Source organism: Acinetobacter legionensis, assembly GCF_057165765.1.
Map to the genome: position 1 here is coordinate 2,231,862 of NZ_CM169896.1, position 16,561 is coordinate 2,248,422.

Annotated in this window: 17 protein-coding genes; 9 read left to right on the top strand and 8 right to left on the bottom strand. The window is 36.6% G+C overall.

From position 1 onward, the window contains the following. Positions 1 to 32: 32 nt before the first annotated feature. The 3 genes from AC2G3J_RS10230 to AC2G3J_RS10240 all read right to left on the bottom strand — a co-directional run bounded on the left by AC2G3J_RS10230 (position 33) and on the right by AC2G3J_RS10240 (position 3,697). Entirely contained in the window at positions 33 to 1,331 is a 1,299-nt protein-coding gene (locus tag AC2G3J_RS10230) for a hypothetical protein (protein ID WP_483769942.1), read from the bottom strand. A gap of 418 nt (positions 1,332 to 1,749) precedes the next feature. Next, positions 1,750 to 2,229, bottom strand: coding sequence for a winged helix-turn-helix transcriptional regulator (locus tag AC2G3J_RS10235; protein ID WP_336951305.1), 480 nt, complete (start codon positions 2,227 to 2,229; stop codon positions 1,750 to 1,752). Positions 2,230 to 2,479: 250 nt separating this feature from the next. Then, positions 2,480 to 3,697 carry an alkane 1-monooxygenase gene (locus tag AC2G3J_RS10240; RefSeq protein WP_336951307.1) on the bottom strand — a complete coding sequence of 406 codons (1,218 nt, stop codon included), beginning with the start codon at positions 3,695 to 3,697 and terminating at the stop codon, positions 2,480 to 2,482. Positions 3,698 to 3,888: 191 nt separating this feature from the next. On the opposite strand from AC2G3J_RS10240, the gene AC2G3J_RS10245 reads away from it, so the two are divergent. Further along, positions 3,889 to 4,809 (top strand): AraC family transcriptional regulator, encoded by a 921-nt coding sequence (locus tag AC2G3J_RS10245; RefSeq protein ID WP_336951309.1) that lies wholly within the window; start codon positions 3,889 to 3,891, stop codon positions 4,807 to 4,809. Positions 4,810 to 4,925: 116 nt separating this feature from the next. On the opposite strand, the gene AC2G3J_RS10250 is transcribed toward AC2G3J_RS10245, so the two are convergent. The 3 genes from AC2G3J_RS10250 to AC2G3J_RS10260 all read right to left on the bottom strand — a co-directional run bounded on the left by AC2G3J_RS10250 (position 4,926) and on the right by AC2G3J_RS10260 (position 7,848). Next, on the bottom strand, positions 4,926 to 6,800 hold the full coding sequence (locus tag AC2G3J_RS10250) for a SurA N-terminal domain-containing protein (protein ID WP_483769943.1): 1,875 nt from the start codon (positions 6,798 to 6,800) through the stop codon (positions 4,926 to 4,928). A gap of 129 nt (positions 6,801 to 6,929) precedes the next feature. Continuing rightward, a complete protein-coding gene (locus AC2G3J_RS10255) occupies positions 6,930 to 7,202 on the bottom strand; it encodes a non-specific DNA-binding protein Hbs (RefSeq protein ID WP_004720620.1) in 273 nt (90 codons plus the stop codon). 160 nt (positions 7,203 to 7,362) lie between these two features. After that, positions 7,363 to 7,848, bottom strand: coding sequence for a phasin family protein (locus AC2G3J_RS10260; RefSeq protein ID WP_419327510.1), 486 nt, complete (start codon positions 7,846 to 7,848; stop codon positions 7,363 to 7,365). Positions 7,849 to 8,115: 267 nt separating this feature from the next. Here AC2G3J_RS10260 and AC2G3J_RS10265 point away from each other — a divergent pair, with 267 nt between their 5' ends. The 8 genes from AC2G3J_RS10265 to fdx all read left to right on the top strand — a co-directional run bounded on the left by AC2G3J_RS10265 (position 8,116) and on the right by fdx (position 14,370). Then, positions 8,116 to 8,769 carry a hypothetical protein gene (locus AC2G3J_RS10265; RefSeq protein WP_336951315.1) on the top strand — a complete coding sequence of 218 codons (654 nt, stop codon included), beginning with the start codon at positions 8,116 to 8,118 and terminating at the stop codon, positions 8,767 to 8,769. Between the two features lie 150 nt (positions 8,770 to 8,919). Then, positions 8,920 to 9,393 (top strand): Rrf2 family transcriptional regulator, encoded by a 474-nt coding sequence (locus tag AC2G3J_RS10270; protein WP_336951317.1) that lies wholly within the window; start codon positions 8,920 to 8,922, stop codon positions 9,391 to 9,393. A gap of 1 nt (position 9,394) precedes the next feature. Further along, a complete protein-coding gene (locus tag AC2G3J_RS10275) occupies positions 9,395 to 10,612 on the top strand; it encodes an IscS subfamily cysteine desulfurase (RefSeq protein WP_336951319.1) in 1,218 nt (405 codons plus the stop codon). Between the two features lie 110 nt (positions 10,613 to 10,722). Then, positions 10,723 to 11,109 (top strand): Fe-S cluster assembly scaffold IscU, encoded by a 387-nt coding sequence (gene iscU, locus AC2G3J_RS10280; RefSeq protein WP_004720629.1) that lies wholly within the window; start codon positions 10,723 to 10,725, stop codon positions 11,107 to 11,109. 45 nt (positions 11,110 to 11,154) lie between these two features. Then, the gene (gene iscA, locus AC2G3J_RS10285; protein WP_034610390.1) at positions 11,155 to 11,475 is read left to right on the top strand and encodes an iron-sulfur cluster assembly protein IscA; all 321 of its coding nucleotides are present in this window, start codon (positions 11,155 to 11,157) and stop codon (positions 11,473 to 11,475) included. Positions 11,476 to 11,575: 100 nt separating this feature from the next. After that, positions 11,576 to 12,091 carry a Fe-S protein assembly co-chaperone HscB gene (hscB, locus tag AC2G3J_RS10290; protein WP_336951322.1) on the top strand — a complete coding sequence of 172 codons (516 nt, stop codon included), beginning with the start codon at positions 11,576 to 11,578 and terminating at the stop codon, positions 12,089 to 12,091. A 65-nt stretch (positions 12,092 to 12,156) separates the two neighbouring features. Further along, positions 12,157 to 14,016: a Fe-S protein assembly chaperone HscA gene (gene hscA / locus AC2G3J_RS10295; protein WP_419327508.1), complete on the top strand. Its 1,860-nt coding sequence runs from the start codon at positions 12,157 to 12,159 to the stop codon at positions 14,014 to 14,016. Between the two features lie 15 nt (positions 14,017 to 14,031). Next, complete coding sequence (gene fdx, locus AC2G3J_RS10300; protein ID WP_336951326.1) at positions 14,032 to 14,370, top strand: ISC system 2Fe-2S type ferredoxin; 339 nt, start codon at positions 14,032 to 14,034, stop codon at positions 14,368 to 14,370. A gap of 100 nt (positions 14,371 to 14,470) precedes the next feature. Here fdx and AC2G3J_RS10305 read toward each other — a convergent pair whose 3' ends face one another. After that, positions 14,471 to 15,919 carry an adenylate/guanylate cyclase domain-containing protein gene (locus tag AC2G3J_RS10305; RefSeq protein WP_336951328.1) on the bottom strand — a complete coding sequence of 483 codons (1,449 nt, stop codon included), beginning with the start codon at positions 15,917 to 15,919 and terminating at the stop codon, positions 14,471 to 14,473. Between the two features lie 53 nt (positions 15,920 to 15,972). After that, a complete protein-coding gene (locus AC2G3J_RS10310; RefSeq protein ID WP_336951330.1) occupies positions 15,973 to 16,407 on the bottom strand; it encodes an HIT domain-containing protein in 435 nt (144 codons plus the stop codon). Between the last annotated feature and the right edge of the window lie 154 nt (positions 16,408 to 16,561).

Genomic DNA, 16,561 nt, shown 5'->3' on the forward strand with positions numbered 1-16,561 from the left:
CGAGTAAATATCTAAACTGGCGATAGCATAAATTATTTCACTTTCTTCCTGAGCAAATCCCATTGGTATTTGAAAAAATATTTTAGTGTTTGATTTGGATTGACTGCAGTTTTATTTTTTAAATTTACGCCATCCGAATGATCATAATCTAAAAAATTAGCTGTAGTACCCTGTATAAATTGAAAGCTCGATCCTTTGGCTGTAATTTTCTGTGATTCAAACAAATGATCTAATCCAAAACGATGCCCTAATTCATGTACCACGACTTGATTAAATATATTTTGAGGACAGTTAAATAAAGTAACGCTGTCACCACCAGCACCAACTGCATTCTTTATTTCTACAGTTGTGACGAAAACATAATTTTTAGTCGCTAAGTTTTTATCTTGATATTTTTTATAAAACTTAGTTAAGTCACTTAAAAAATAACCCATGTCATTTATATTTAATTTATTCAAAGATATATTAACATCATCGTCTTTGCTACGATATTTGTTTAAATCAAATGTTGGGGCATTTTTTATTTCTACATTAATTAAAGCTTGGTTAAATGAGTTATGCTTTAAAAAATTTTCATAATCATGTGAACGGCTTGGTTTTTTTCCATCAGTTATAACGTCTACAAAGATAACTGATATAGTAGGAATCACAGCATTATGATAGAGCATTAGCTTCCCAACTTTCTCTTGGGTCTCTCCTTTTATTGCTGTTACAATGATTTCTTCATGTTTTTGCAAAGCACCTGTGCACTTAATATTCACTATTTCTGAAGCTAAATAATAAATCTCTTCTTCTCTTTTAGTATCTTCGCCTAAATCTCGCGTCATTTTTTTGGCGTAAATAAAATCTTCGACACTGAACTCTGCTGGTTCAATAATAATATTCGGATTTGAAACTTCAAACTTAATCTTTGTTCCATCATTTTTTAATGAAAAATTATTTTCTGAATCTAATAGTCTCAACTCTAAATTAAGCCTAACCCCTTGATTGACAGGGTTAGAACTATTGTTATCCTCCTGTGAGCTTGGGTACATTGCTAACCATGCAGGGATATATTCTGTGCCAAATGGGCTAATTTTGGTAATTTGGTCTTGAGTATATGTCGCTTTTAATGATTGTATCGAACCACTGACTAAAGCAACTTTGTTTCCAAATTTTGTTGCTGCATTCGGTCTATAGTTGGTTAATTTTTTAAAGTATTCAGGTCTGTACCAATCAAAACCATAACTTCCATCATATATGTTATCTTCACATCTTCGAAAATGAATCGTAAACTTCTGTAGGCACGTATCACAAGTACTTCCGACTGTTGGGCTTGAACCAATTCCCATTCGATTACTCCATATTAAATATTTTATAAATTATTAAAATTTTGCATCAGTTAAATAAGTATATAAAAGTGAATGACTTGATCAAAATTATCTGCTAAAAAAACTCTAAATTCTTTATCAAGCAATAAACCTTATTTTCTAAAATAAGATTACAGTTACTGTTTTTCATACTTTTACTTATTATTTTAAATTATATATTTTTTAAATTGAACAATCACATATTTTATATCTTGTTAACAAAAATTAAAAACAATATCAGTAATTAAAATTTCAAATTACTTGCTACGCTTCATCTAAACATTTTCACAAACACTAAAAATAATAAGTGCACATGTCTTTAGATTTTTATGATTTTTACCAACAACTTAATCTAAAATCAATTCATGATAAATATTAAAAATCATCTAAGGAATAGCAATCAAGCTAATTTTTTCTGCGCTAAGTATTGGAAAAACGCAGACGTAACGATTGGCTTCACCTGTCTCGCATTCACAGCCTGCTGACATTCTGAACATACCAATATCGGAGTAAACTCATGTCCACAGACGCTATGTTGATACACCATAGGCGCACCCAGCCCCTCATCCATCCATTTATCCGCCCATGCCACCATGGTTAATAAAATAGGATATAGATCTAAACCCTTATCAGTTAAGCGATATTCATAACGCTCTTGTCGATCTACATAAGCCACTTTAACCAATATTTCATGCTCAACCAAACGTTTTAGGCGTTCAGACAATACATGTCTTGTCACACCTAAATTTTCTTGAAAATCATCAAAACGACGTAAACCCATAAAAGCATTACGTAAAATAAGCATGGTCCATCGATCACCCAATACAGATAATGTACGCGCAATTGAACACGGTTGATTGCCTATTTCTTCCCATTTCATACGAAGTTCCAAATTACATTTGTAAATTTAAAATACCATTAATGAATACTATGAAATAAACAGAAAAAGAAAGATAGTATTTCAGGGATTTTTTTTACATTCATTGAAATTGAGTTACAAGTGCTTATGCTTTAACAAGGATGACTCACAACTAAAAGTAGCGTTAGTCAACATTTAAAATGCTGGGATATTTTTTAATGCTCAAAAACAATAAAAGCCCAATTCTGGGCTTTTATCTTAAAATTAAATTTTATTTATTCAACAATTTGTCCACGACCCCAAATTTTTTGAAAATGTTTGCTCGGCGTTTTGGATAAATACTGGCCTTATTTAAATCACCCTTGTAATGATCAAATACCCGCTTATCCATGATTTTAAACCACCACGACGGGATCATCGCTGGCAACAGCATACTTGCATAACCGCTTGGCAATTCAGGTGCTTCATCAAAGTGACGTAACGCTTGGAATGGGCGTGTCGGAAAGGCATGATGGTCTGAATGACGTTGTAACTGATACAAGAATAAATTCGTTACGATGTTGTTATTGTTCCAACTATGCTCAGGCATTGTGCGTTCATATTTGCCATTTTCATCTTTTTGGCGCAACAAACCATAATGCTCAATATAATTAATGATCTCAAACAACGTAATACTATAAGCTGATTGAGTTACCAAATAAGGCAAAATACCTTTACCGAATAACCCAACCATAGATGAATGGAATGCTGCGGTCATTGTCCAGCCTTGCAATAACTCATTATCTTTAGACCAAAATCCAAGGCCCTTACGTTTAAGACGATTGGTTTCAATTTCAATCGCTGATTTAAATGAACCAATGACGGTACGTGGTAAAAACTCATAAAGCGTTTCACCCATTTGCGATGAAGCTGGATCTTCAGGTGTAGCAGCGCGTTTATGGTGTCCATAAGGATGTTCGATACGGAAATGGTTATAACCTGATGGAACCAATGCTAAATGCGATAAAATATGATCCATACGGTCATGCTTATGGCTTAACTCATGTGCTGTGTTAATAGCAATACCATTAATTGCACCCATTGAGACACCAAGCAAAATCTTATCTAAAAGAGATGTTTGTTTACGTCCAACCAAATAACATGCATAAACATTGGCGACATATTGGATCGGAATAAAGGATTTGACCAAACGTGAATAATACGGATCTTGCTCAAGTAATTTTACATCTTCACTGGTCGGATTGTTTTTATCCTTACCAATCAATGAATCTATGGCTGGAATAATCACATGCAGTACCAGTGGCCCACCCAATGCAAAAACTTTTTTCAATGGCTTAGGTGCAACATGATATCCCGCTAAAATTCCTAACCCAATCACGGGAAGTGATGGGCTAATCATCCAAAGATAACGCTTTTTATCAAGTGCCAAACCTGACTTTGGTTTTAATTCTTGCAATTGCTGCTCTGTCAGTTGAACTGGTGCATTCATGGCTATATCTTCCCTATCTTTCTACTTAGTTATATATTTATGTAAAATTCAACTTAAAGACAGTTGTAAGCGTCCATAAAACCTATGAAAAAGTCTTTGGCATCTTCAACATAGAGTTTGTCCTTTGCGCACATGTTTTAATAGCATGAAACATTTTTATTATTTGAGAACAGGAAATTTGAACTGAATCTATGGATGCTTTAAGTAAAATTTTTGATGATATTCATCTCAACCATTCAGAATATATTTACCTTCAAGCTCAAGGTGATTGGTCATTTCAGAGCCCAAAACAAGATGCCGTGATCGCGCATATTGTTCTGTATGGAAATGCTTATTTAGAATTTTCACCCAAAATGAATGTTGCACTACAAACCGGTGATATGTTTTTAATTCCAGCAGGTTTAGCACATACTGTAAAAAATCACTTAGACACGCAGTTGGTTAAAAGCCTAAATATAGAATCACTCTTTGATGGATTAAGACAAGACGCAATTGAATTTGGTCAAGGAAGTTCTGAGAAGACATTAATCCTCTCTGTACGTTGCCATATGAATGCAATCATGGCTCGCCCATTGATCAATGCACTCCCACCATATTTGCATATTCAAAATGCCTTGAGTGATGAGGCGCCTGAATGGCTTAAAATTGGATTATATTTTGTTTCTGCTGAAACGCGTAGAACTATAGCGGGAAAAAATAAAATTATGGATCATGTCGTCAGTATTTTGATGATTGAGTGTGTGCGTGACTATATTGAGCAAATGCAAGATCACAATAACTGGTTAAATGCCCTCGTACATCCAGAACTTTCAAATGCACTAGCAGCCATCCACAGTCGCCCAGAACAGAGTTGGACCGTAGAAAGCTTAGCTGAAACTTGTTGTATGTCACGTTCTAAATTTGCCAGCTTATTTAATCAAATTATTGGTGAAACACCTTTAGCTTATTTGCAACAGCATCGCTTACGTCTTGCCAGTCAGTTGATCAAACAAGGACAACTGCCTATTCAACAGATTGCCCACCAAGTGGGATATTCATCTGAAACTGCATTTAGCCAGGCGTTTAAGAAACAATTTGAACTTAGCCCAAGCCAATATCGCAATCAGATCTAAAAAAAGATTAAAGACATACGCTAATCAGATCTGACTGATATAGCTCCTGTACTAATTTTATATTTAATTTCACATAAAAAAAGCGCCGAGGCGCTTTTTTTATCCAAGAAGATCAATTATTTAATTTTTGCTTGTGATTTTAAATAACGCGAATAATCATCTAATAATTGTTCACCACGGAACTTCTGATACATTTGCGTAAGTTGTTGAATTTCAGCTGGATCCATCTGAGCAGTGTCTACTTTTTTCACATTCGCTACAGCCACAACAACTAACTCATTTGGTAGCTTGGCAGTACTGACAGACCACATGCCTGCTTTAGGTACTGGCTGGCTAAAGGCAACACGCTCGATCTCACGCTTAAGGCCTTGTGAACGCGTAAATGTTCCCGCATGGACAAAATTAGATTGGTATTTCGCAGTAACTTCTTGAGCTGGTAATTTTTTGAAATCCGCAATCATGGCATTTAATTTTGCATGGGCAGCATCGAACGCTTTTTGTTCAATCAATTGTGTTTTTACACGTGAAGTTGCTTGCGCTAGAGGTTGTATACCTGCTGGGTGATACTTACGAACTTTAACCCATACCACATCGCCGTTGGCAGTTTGGATGTTACTTGAAGCCGTCGTATTTCCGCTTTTCACATCTTCATTAAATAATTTAGATTTAACAGCAGGGTCAGCAAGAACTGGATTGGTTGTCGTTAAATTCACATTATTCGCAGATTGAATTTGAACTGTCTTAACTGCTTGTGAAACTACATCCAATGCATCACTGTTAACCACTTGCTCATTTAAACTATTTACAGTGTCAGAGAAATAGTTAGCAGATTTATTCTTTAAAACCTCAGCAGTCAATTCAGCTTTTTTTGAATCAAACGATGGTACTGAATCTACGGGTGTATTCACTTCAATCAAGTGATAACCGAATTGAGTTTTAACAGGCTTAGAGACTTGACCATTGCTTGTTGAATTCACAGCTTTATCAAAATCATCACCAAAGGCACCTGGCGCATAGGCAGCAAGTGCACCACCTTTCGCCTTAGAATCAGGATCTTCTGAATATTGCGCAGCAGCTTGAGCAAATGACATACCTGCCTGAATTTTTGCATACACTTCATTTGCAAGTGTCGCAGCTTGCTCAGGCGTACGAGAATCAGTTGTAATCAGGATATGTTTAACATCTCGTTTCAAACCTTGCTTATATTTTTCTGTAAACTGTGAATATGCCTGTTGTAATTCAGCATCAGTCACTGCAGCATTTGGCTGTGTCAATGCCGCAGGGCTTAACACCACATAATCCACATCCACTGAAGCAACTTGTTTGAACTTATTTTGATGCTTGTTGTAATAATCAGTAATTTCCTGATTGGTCACATTAACGTTGGTTTTATAGTCATCAAGTTTAACGCTTGATAAAAATAATTCACGTTGTTCAGATTGCAGATTGGCAATTTGCTGGATATCTAATTTACTAATCAATGCATTATCTGAAATTGTAGAACTTAGAATGCTTAAAGCAAAATCTTGGCGAATATTTTGGATAAATGCTTGGCTTGTTAAACCCTGTGAACGTAAATAGTTTGCATACAATGTATTGGAAAACTTACCATTTTCCTGAAAGGCAGGAATTTGCGCAATTTTCTGTTCAATTTGAGCATCGCTCAAAGTCACACCCAATTTATCAGCTTGCTGTCTTAAAAGACTTTGGCTAATCAGATAATCAAGTGCTTTATTTGCAATAAATTCTTTATTCAATAATGATTCATCCCCATGAACAGCAGGATTTGCCAATAATTGATCTGTATAGCCTTTTGTAACCGTTTCTAACTCTTTTTTAGAAATATCTTGACCATTAACAGTTTTAGCTACGTCTGCTTTTTGCCCACCGCTGAAATAGCCTTCAATACCAACCACAGCAAATGGCGCTAAAAATAACACAAGGAGAACTTTACCAAACCAGCCCCTTATGAGAGTGCGAAACGATTCCATGAGTATTCCAATATTATATTTCGTAAGGATTCTAACTGAAATTGTGAAATGAATGAACGAGCAATCACTGATAATTTAATATATTTCATAAAAAACGCGCCACGAAGGCGCGCTTTCAATAAGCTCAGATTAAGCTACTGAGTCTTTTAAGCCTTTACCAGCTTTAAAGCTAGGTACTTTGCTTGCTTTAATCTGAAGCTCTTCACCAGTTTTAGGGTTACGGCCAGTACGAGCAGCACGGTCTTTAACACTGAATGTGCCAAAGCCGACTAAAGTCACTGTATCGCCTTTTTTAAGCGCTTCACCAATTGAAGCAATAGTCGCATCTAATGCTTTACCAGCATCGGATTTTGACAATCCCCCTTTTTCTGCAATCGCATCGATTAATTCTGATTTATTCATGAAGATTACGTCCTCTTATATCGTTTGTTTAAGTTCCAAGGCTGTAGATCAAAGGCCATGACGACTTTATAGCAATGCTTTGGGGGGAAACGCAAGACTCCAAACCCGCTTTTCACAAAAATTACGACTAAAATTTACGATTTTTTTGGATTAAAGGTAATTATTTCATTTTTTTTAGCAATTGTTCACGTAAGTTTTGGTTATCTTCTGCTAGCGCATCAACCTTATTGTGGAGTTCCAGTATCAAACTTTCCAAATGCTGAAGATCTTTCGCAGTTACCAAACCGATTCTATTTAATGAATGATTTACACTCTGATCTAAAAGCTTTTCAACCTTATCTTTGGTTTCTGCAACAGACTCTTTGGTTTTTTCAGTTACTTTATTGACTGTTTGATCAGTGACTTCAACTGTCTTGGACTCCAGCTCCTCCCCCACTTTGACTAAGGAATCGAATAGTTTGTTGCCCTCTTCTTCCGCTCTTGAGAACGCTCCCAATCCAGCCAACCAGATTTGTTTTGTATATTTTCTGAAATCTAATGCTGACTTTTTATGATTTCTAGGCTTTATTTGAGATTCATTAAATTCATTTTGATCTTGGTAAAGATCAGGTTGTTCCTTGTTACTCTTTTTCATATCTTGCTCCATTTACCCCAAACTCCAGCGTGTAATGACCCATATGACCAAATTAGGTAGAAAATATTGCTATATTATCAAATAAAACTATTGAACCTTTTGCTAAACTGTTCTACAAAGCAAAGTAATTGTTTTTAATGTTAAGGAACACTTGGCAATTCGACAATGCTTATTAAGATAATTTTTATATCATTGTTGAAATATTGTGTTTCATGTCATGGATGAGATTGTTTTATTTTTTAGAGATCGGACTCTCTGTTTTTGCTATAGGAATTTTTTATGAATGAATCGCAACAAAAGCAAGGTCATTCTCGTTTGTTGCTAAACATTGTCATGATTATATTGGAAACCATTTATTCTTTTGTATTAAAGCATGATCGTGTTGTTCGCTTACAGGCAAAAAAATTCGTCGAACAGCAGATTACAATTAAAATGAATAGCTATATTCCTTATTTTGACTTTTATGTTCAATTTACAGATCGTGGTATTCTTTTTGATTTACAGCCTCCAGAGAAAGCCATTGACCTTTCTGTGAGTAGTACACTTATCGATTTCATCCAAATATTTGTCTTTGCTAATCGTCGTAGCATGAAAAAAATGCGCCTGGATGGCGATAACCTCCTCAAGGAACAGTTTCGTGATCTCGTTGTACACTTAACTGCACCTAAATTGCTTTCAGACTGGAAGCAATGGCTAACCAATCCAGATGATGATAGCCAGACAAAAGCATCAAAAAAACGCATTGCTCCTTTGCTTGAAAAGATTGATCAGCAACGTTCTAAGATCAATACACTTCAAGTTGAAGTAAAACAATATCAAAATCGTGTTAAACGCTTGCAGCTCAACCAACAACGTTTATATACGGCTTTAGGCGTATTGGGCTTTCTATTTATAGCATTAGTCGTGTATAATCTTTGGCAAATATTTTCATAAAACTTGAACAAAAATTGAAATTTACCCGCATTTTTTGTTCAAGTAATAAATTCTGACTAAATTAGTCAGAATTAAAATTAAAAATACTTGACTATTTTAGTCAGGATTCATAAAATTCATACATCTAGTCTAAAACATGTGTATCGAATCATGCGCCTAACTACTCGCGGTCGCTATGCAGTGACTGCACTACTTGACTTAGCACTGCAGCCACCTGAACAAACGATTACGCTTGCAGAAATTGCAAACCGCCAAACGATATCTGTCGCTTATCTTGAACAATTGTTCGCTAAGCTTAAGCGTCACGGCTTAGTTTCAAGTGTTCGTGGAGCAAATGGCGGTTATCACTTAGCGCGCCATGCTGAAGAAATTACTGTCTTAGAAATTATTGAAGCTGTAAATGAAACTGTCGATGCGACACGTTGTGACCACAAAGGCAATTGCCAAAATGGTGCAATGTGTTTAACTCACGATTTATGGCAAGAACTCTCTCTCCATATTGCCGATTATTTAGCTAAAATCACCCTTGCGGATTTAGTCGCTCGTGACAATGTACAAACCGTTGCGGTCCGTCAAAATTCAGCACCTCTTGATTCAGCCCTTTTATCGGTTACAGGTATTTGACATGAAACGTCCGATTTATCTTGACTATGCAGCAACTACGCCTGTTGATCCTCAAGTAGCAGAACGCATGATGGAGTGTTTAACCTTTGATGGTACATTCGGTAATCCTGCTTCTCGCTCACATGCTTATGGATGGCAAGCTGAAGAAAAAGTTGAATATGCACGTGAACAAGTCGCAAATTTAGTAAAAGCTGATCCACGCGAAATTGTATGGACTTCAGGTGCTACTGAATCTGATAACCTTGCCCTTAAAGGTGTTGCTCAGTTTTATGGTTCTAAACGCAAACACATCATCACAAGTAAAATTGAACATAAAGCAATTTTAGATACTTGTCGTGAATTAGAAGAAGAAGGTTTTGAGATTACTTATCTTGAACCTGAACCTAAAACCGGTTTAATTACACCAGAAATGGTTCAAGCTGAACTTCGTCCAGATACGCTACTTGTTTCATTGATGATGGTGAACAATGAAATTGGTACTGTGACAGATGTTGCTGCAATTGGTGAGTTAACACGTGCCAATAAAACTTATTTCCATGTAGATGCAGCACAAGCTGCGGGTAAAGTTGAAATCGATCTTTCTACCATGAAAGTTGATTTGATGAGCTTCTCAGGTCATAAGGTTTATGGACCTAAAGGTATTGGTGCTTTATTTGTACGCCGTAGCCCACGTGTTCGTATCAAAGCACAAATTCATGGTGGTGGCCATGAACGCGGTATGCGCTCAGGTACACTTGCAACCCATCAAATCGTCGGTATGGGTGAAGCATTTGAACTTGCTGGAAAATCTTTACAAGCTGAACAAACACGTTTACGTGTACTGCGTGACAAACTTTGGAACGGTTTACAGGATTTAGAACAAGTCTTCTTAAATGGCCACCCTGTATACAATGTTGCAAACTACTTAAATGTTAGTTTCAACTTTGTTGAAGGTGAATCATTGATGATGGCGTTAAAAGATGCTGCTGTATCTTCTGGTTCAGCATGTACATCCGCAACACTTGAACCTTCTTACGTACTTCGTGCCCTCGGCCTTTCTGACGAGTTAGCACATAGTTCAATTCGTTTTAGCTTTGGTCACTATACGACTGAAGAAGACATTGATCATGTAATTAAGATTACTAAAGCTGCTGTTGAGAAATTGCGTGAGCTTTCTCCGCTTTGGGATATGTACAAAGAAGGGATCGACTTAAGTTCAGTTGAATGGGCTGAACATTAAGTTCCTTGAAATCAAAACGCGGCATTTTATTGAAAATCAGTAAAATGCCACCAAATTAGATTGTAGAAATACATATTATCAACGCTGACCCCGAGGTTTGGAGAAGCAACATGGCTTATAGCGAAAAAGTAATAGATCATTACGAAAATCCTCGTAATGTAGGTGTTTTGGATAAAAATGCAGAAAATGTTGGTACAGGCATGGTGGGTGCACCTGCATGTGGTGATGTAATGCGTTTACAAATCCAAGTGAATGACAGTGGTGTAATTGAAGAAGCTCGCTTTAAAACTTATGGCTGTGGCTCAGCAATTGCGTCTAGTTCACTCGTAACTGAATGGTTAAAAGGTAAAACGCTTGACGAAGCACAGGCGATTAAGAACATCGATATCGCAACTGAACTTGCACTTCCTCCTGTAAAAGTACACTGTTCTGTGCTTGCAGAAGACGCAATTAAAGCTGCTGTTGAAGATTACCGTAGCAAGAAAACTAAAGCCTAGTATCTGTTCGTCAAATTTAGCAGATGATTTTTTAACGGAGTTTTCATGATCAATCTAACTGAAAATGCTGCAACTCATATCAGCAATTACTTAAAGAATCGCGGTAAGGGTGAAGGTATTCGTCTTGGTGTGAAAACTTCAGGCTGTTCTGGCTTAGCTTATGTACTTGAGTTTGTTGATGATATCGATACGCATGATCAAATGTTCGAACAGTTTGGTGTAAAAGTTTTTGTAGATCCAAAAAGTTTGGTTTATCTCGATGGTATGGAAATGGACTATGTTAAAAATGGTCTAAATGAAGGCTTCGAGTTTAACAACCCAAATAAAAAAGGTGAATGTGGCTGTGGTGAATCTTTCACTGTATAATCCGCCCTGCTTTTTCTCATGTTAAAACAGTGTCTTGCACTGTTTTAATCACATTTAATTACACCGTTTTCCTGTAAAACATCGTGGATGAGTATCCCCCATGAGTCATTTTGAGTTGTTCGATCTCCCAGAAGCACTCGATATTGATTTAGCGATATTAAAAGCTAATTTCCTAAAACTACAACAGCAATATCATCCTGATAAAGCTGAAAATAAAGACAAAGCTTTGATTAAATCAAGTGAAATTAATCAGGCATATAAAACTTTATCCAATGTAGACAGTCGTGCTGCTTATCTACTTTCACTCAAAAAGCAAGATCATCACTTAGATCAATCGATTAGTGATTTTGAGTTCCTTCAGTCTGCTTTAGAAATTCGTGAGCAGCTTGATGAAGCAACTAATACCGAACAGTTGCATTCTTTAAAAAAAGAAGTGCGACAATGGATTGATGGCTTAGTTCGTGAATTCAAAATTGATTTTGAGGATGAAGATTGGGCTGAAGCGCGTGACACTGTGCGAAAGTTACGCTTTTTTCAAAAAGTCATGAATGATATCGATAAAGCTGAAGATCAGCTTTTAGATGATGAAGATTTTAATTTAGATGATGATTTCTAAATTTTAGATTTGAATATATGTTTTAACCGAATTTGTTTTTAGTATTTATTTTAAGGATGTGACAAATGGCACTCTTGCAAATTGCTGAACCAGGACAATCAAGTGCGCCACACGAACACCGTATTGCAATTGGTATCGACTTAGGGACAACCCATTCTCTAGTTGCTACGGTATTATCAGGCAAAGCCAAAGTGCTGAACGATGAGCAAGGTCGTGTGTTACTTCCTTCTATTGTACATTATTCTAAAAATTCAACCGAATACGGCGATGCAGCAAAACCATTCATCACTGCTGACCCTAAAAATACCATTGTTTCTGTTAAGCGCTTTATGGGCCGTTCCAAAGCGGATGTTAAATTTCAACATCCATACACACTTGTTGGTGCTGAAAATGAAATGCCAGCTTTTGAAACAGCTCAGGGGCGTAAAACACCAGTAGAAATCTCCGCAGAAATTTTAAAACAACTTAAAGACCGCGCTGAACAAAGCTTAAGCAACCCTGTAAATGGGGCTGTTATTACTGTTCCTGCTTACTTTGATGAAGCACAACGTCAAGCTACACGAGATGCAGCTGAGCTTGCTGGTTTAAATATATTACGCCTACTCAATGAACCAACAGCTGCGGCTGTTGCATATGGCTTGGATCAAGAGAGTAACCTAACAACAGATCGTAACTATGTCATTTATGATTTAGGTGGCGGTACATTTGATGTATCTATTTTACGCTTTTCTCAAGGTGTGTTTGAAGTTTTAGCCACAGGCGGTCATACAGCACTGGGCGGCGATGACTTAGATCGTCTTATTGTTAAGTGGGCAAAAAAACAACTCAATATTGAAGTTTTAGATGATGCAGAATATGCGCACTTTATTGTTTCTGCACGCAAAGCCAAAGAAGCATTAAGTGATGCAACATCGGTTGATATTAAAGTTCTGACACATCACCTCACTTTAGATCGCACAACATTTGAAGAAATCATTCAAGTGGCATTAGATAAAACGATCAATGTATGTAAACGTGTCATGCGTGATGCAAAACTTGAACTCGATGATATTCAAAATGTAGTTCTTGTTGGTGGATCAACCCGCTCTTATGCTGTACAGAAAGTCGTGCGTGAAGTATTTAAGCAAGAGCCACTTTGTACTATTAATCCTGATGAAGTTGTAGCGATTGGCGCTGCCATCACTGCAAATCAGCTCATTGGGAACTCTAAAGATGGCTCATTACTTTTAGATGTTACTCCGCTGTCATTAGGTTTAGAAACCATGGGTGGTTTGATTGAACGTTTAATTTCACGTAATACAGCAATTCCTGTTGCACGTCGTCAAGAATTCACCACATATCAAGATGGTCAAACTGCGATGTTAATCCATGTCTTGCAAGGTGAACGTGACTTAGTTGAACATTGCCGAAGCTTAGGCCGTTTTGTATTGCATGGTATTCCACCAATGACTGCGGGTCAGGCACGTATTGAAGTTACTTTTCAAGTCGATGCTGATGGTTTACTTACTGTTTCGGCCAAAGAAACCACATCAGGGGTCAATGCTCAAATCGACATTAAACCTTCTTATGGTTTATCTGAGACAGATACTGAACGTTTACTTTTAGACGGTTATAAATTTGCTGAAGAAGATAAAAATCTTCGCCATCTCAATGAAACCAAAGTTGAAGCTCAACGTGAACTTGAAGCTTTAACACAAGCGTTAAAGGTGGATTCTAAACTTCTCAGCACTGAACAACTGACTGCGCTCACTCAAGCGGCTGAAGCCTTAAAAACTGAGCTTGAAACGAACGATATCAAATTAATTGAACATGCTGTTGAACAGTTAAAAACTTATAGCGATGCCTTTGCAGCAGAACGTATGAATCAACACATTGATCATGCACTCAAAGGCACCAAACTTGATGATTGGTCTAACTCAAACTAATTTAAGGTAACGACTATGCCACGTATTAAAGTACTACCTCATGCAACGATTTGTCCAAACGGTGCTGAGTTTGAAGTTAAACCAAATGCCAATCTATGTCAAAGCCTGCTTGATAATGGTATTAAAATCGAACATGCCTGTGACATGTCAAAAGCATGTACCACTTGCCATGTAATCGTACGCAAAGGCTTTGATGAGCTTGAAGAAATGGATGATATTGAAGCCGATTTACTCGATCGCGCTTGGGGCTTAGAACCCGATTCGCGTCTGTCTTGCCAAGTTAAAATCACTGATGAAGATATGGAAGTTGAAATTCCAAAGTACACGATTAATCACGCTTCTGAAAACCACTAAATTACTTTTCTTATAAGCAAAAAAACCACTCTTTATGAGTGGTTTTTTATGTCTAAGCAATTTTTAATGGCTTAGACATTTCATTTAATATTTAATAATTTTACAAATAATTTGAGTTCACTTCATCTTCAATATTAAGCTTTGCAACGCCTTGAGAGTTGGTAAGTTTTTGCTGAACCTTAATCCGTTCTACCATTTTTTCTAATACTTCAACCAGCTCAGGATATTCAAAGTTTTGTACTTCTTCTAAATTCAGCACTAGGTGGAAGCCTTTATACTCATAATCAAACCATTGCTGATTTTCATTCTTGGTTGCAGAGTATTTTTCCATCACTTGCCAAGTACGCACCTTACCTTGAATCCCTTTCAGCTCAATCGGAGTTTTTGGTGCACAAAGATAATCATTTTTAATCAGCTTATAGGTTTCGTCTGAAACCAAAATTTCATCTATATCCGCAGCATATTGCAAACGCGCTGCTAAATTAGCATCTCGACCAACAATGGTATAGGCCATGCGATGTACAGCACCATAGTTTCCGACGTGACAATAACCTGTACTTACCCCCATTCGAATATGTAAAGCTGCATAGCCCATTTTCACCCAACGTTCACGAAGAAATTTCATCTGCTGACGCATTGCAATTGCCATATCAATACAGTTTTTCGCATCCTGCTCTACCCCTTGTGAATCAGGATCGCCAAAGAAAATCAGGATTGCATCTCCCATAAACTTATCAATGGTTGCACCATATTGCTTGGCAATTTCAGTCATATGACTTAAATAATCATTTAATACAAAGGCCAAATCATCTGGAATCAAAGTTTCTGATAGCTCAGTAAACCCTTGAATATCAGAAAAGAAAACTGTAATTTTTTTACGTTTATATTCAATTTTTGCTTCAGTATCGCCGCGCATAATCGCTTGCCAAAGCTGTAATGGCGCATAACGACTGAGTTGATTTGACAACTCAATATAGCGATTCATTTCATTAAAATAGGTGTTTTTCTTTGTTTCTACACTTTTGATACGACGATTTTGATAATAATTTCCAATATTTACAAACAAGATGATACTAATAAAAGAAAGAACGGATAGTTCAGGGCTAGTTTGCTGAAAATAATCATAAAAACCAAAGATAAAAATAATATTGGTATAAAACACAACAAAGGCAATTAAAATTGCCAGAGAGCCCATCATAAAAGAAATTTTATTATTAATCGCAGTATAAATCAGGGCAAATAACAATACAAAAGTCACCACCAGACTTAAATGAACAGCAGCCAATGCTGTAGAAACAACAATGATATCAATTAAAAAATAGACATTTTTTCGAATTTTAGAACCATATGAATATTCCAGCCAGCGTGATAACTTAGGACTGATAATAAAAATAAAGCCAATGAAAAAAGGCACGTAAAATTGATAACTTGCAATTGGGGAAGTGAAATAATAAACCATAACCAACAAAGCAATGATTAAGTACCCCATAAATCGCTGGAATATTTCAAATTGCTTTGGTTCTTTATCTAACATACGTTCAAATGGCAAAATATTTTACCTCGAATGTCATTTTATTAAACACTTCCTTGTGCTGTTTACACTTAATCCATACGCCAATCGAATGGCATATCACCTTGGCCACGTAACGCCAACATTAACGTTTGACGCATATGTGCTAACACTTCATTGCTATAAGGAACTGCTTGCAGACCAAATACAGGCTTAGGCCAAGCTACATCATTCTGATAACGAACTACATGATGAAAATGTAATTGTGGCACCATATTTCCAAGTGCTGCGACATTCATTTTATCTGCACGAAAAACACGAGACAACTGGCTAGATAACCAGCTAGATTCTCGTAAAAACTGCTCTTGGTCAGCTTGACTTAGTTCATATAACTCAGTGATACCAGGAACACGTGGAATAAGAATTAGCCACGGAAATTGCATATCATTCATTAAACGACATGTTGAAAGCGGAAAATCGCCTACAAAAAAAGTATCTTGAGCAAGTTGTGGATGCAAACTAAACATATCTTTATAAATGACGCAAAATTAAAAGGATGGCTAATACTAACACATCGGTTTTCGTGTGAATATTGGTTATCTTGTGTTTTGGTACAAATAAACACAGTTTGTTTTGAACCTGATCACAATTACACTTTAAAGAATCACAGAATTTTTTCAA

Excerpts from the sequence above, each read along its gene's own strand:
- AC2G3J_RS10230 (WP_483769942.1), bottom strand. The coding sequence starts at position 1,331 with ATGGGAATTGGTTCAAGCCCAACAGTCGGAAGTACTTGTGATACGTGC.
- AC2G3J_RS10235 (WP_336951305.1), bottom strand. The coding sequence starts at position 2,229 with ATGAAATGGGAAGAAATAGGCAATCAACCGTGTTCAATTGCGCGTACA.
- AC2G3J_RS10250 (WP_483769943.1), bottom strand. The coding sequence starts at position 6,800 with ATGGAATCGTTTCGCACTCTCATAAGGGGCTGGTTTGGTAAAGTTCTC.
- AC2G3J_RS10260 (WP_419327510.1), bottom strand. The coding sequence starts at position 7,848 with ATGGAGCAAGATATGAAAAAGAGTAACAAGGAACAACCTGATCTTTAC.
- AC2G3J_RS10275 (WP_336951319.1), top strand. The coding sequence starts at position 9,395 with ATGAAACGTCCGATTTATCTTGACTATGCAGCAACTACGCCTGTTGAT.
- fdx (WP_336951326.1), top strand. The coding sequence starts at position 14,032 with ATGCCACGTATTAAAGTACTACCTCATGCAACGATTTGTCCAAACGGT.
- AC2G3J_RS10270 (WP_336951317.1), top strand. The coding sequence starts at position 8,920 with ATGCGCCTAACTACTCGCGGTCGCTATGCAGTGACTGCACTACTTGAC.
- AC2G3J_RS10310 (WP_336951330.1), bottom strand. The coding sequence starts at position 16,407 with ATGTTTAGTTTGCATCCACAACTTGCTCAAGATACTTTTTTTGTAGGC.
- iscA (WP_034610390.1), top strand. The coding sequence starts at position 11,155 with ATGATCAATCTAACTGAAAATGCTGCAACTCATATCAGCAATTACTTA.
- iscU (WP_004720629.1), top strand. The coding sequence starts at position 10,723 with ATGGCTTATAGCGAAAAAGTAATAGATCATTACGAAAATCCTCGTAAT.
- AC2G3J_RS10265 (WP_336951315.1), top strand. The coding sequence starts at position 8,116 with ATGAATGAATCGCAACAAAAGCAAGGTCATTCTCGTTTGTTGCTAAAC.
- hscA (WP_419327508.1), top strand. The coding sequence starts at position 12,157 with ATGGCACTCTTGCAAATTGCTGAACCAGGACAATCAAGTGCGCCACAC.
- AC2G3J_RS10240 (WP_336951307.1), bottom strand. The coding sequence starts at position 3,697 with ATGAATGCACCAGTTCAACTGACAGAGCAGCAATTGCAAGAATTAAAA.
- hscB (WP_336951322.1), top strand. The coding sequence starts at position 11,576 with ATGAGTCATTTTGAGTTGTTCGATCTCCCAGAAGCACTCGATATTGAT.
- AC2G3J_RS10255 (WP_004720620.1), bottom strand. The coding sequence starts at position 7,202 with ATGAATAAATCAGAATTAATCGATGCGATTGCAGAAAAAGGGGGATTG.
- AC2G3J_RS10245 (WP_336951309.1), top strand. The coding sequence starts at position 3,889 with ATGGATGCTTTAAGTAAAATTTTTGATGATATTCATCTCAACCATTCA.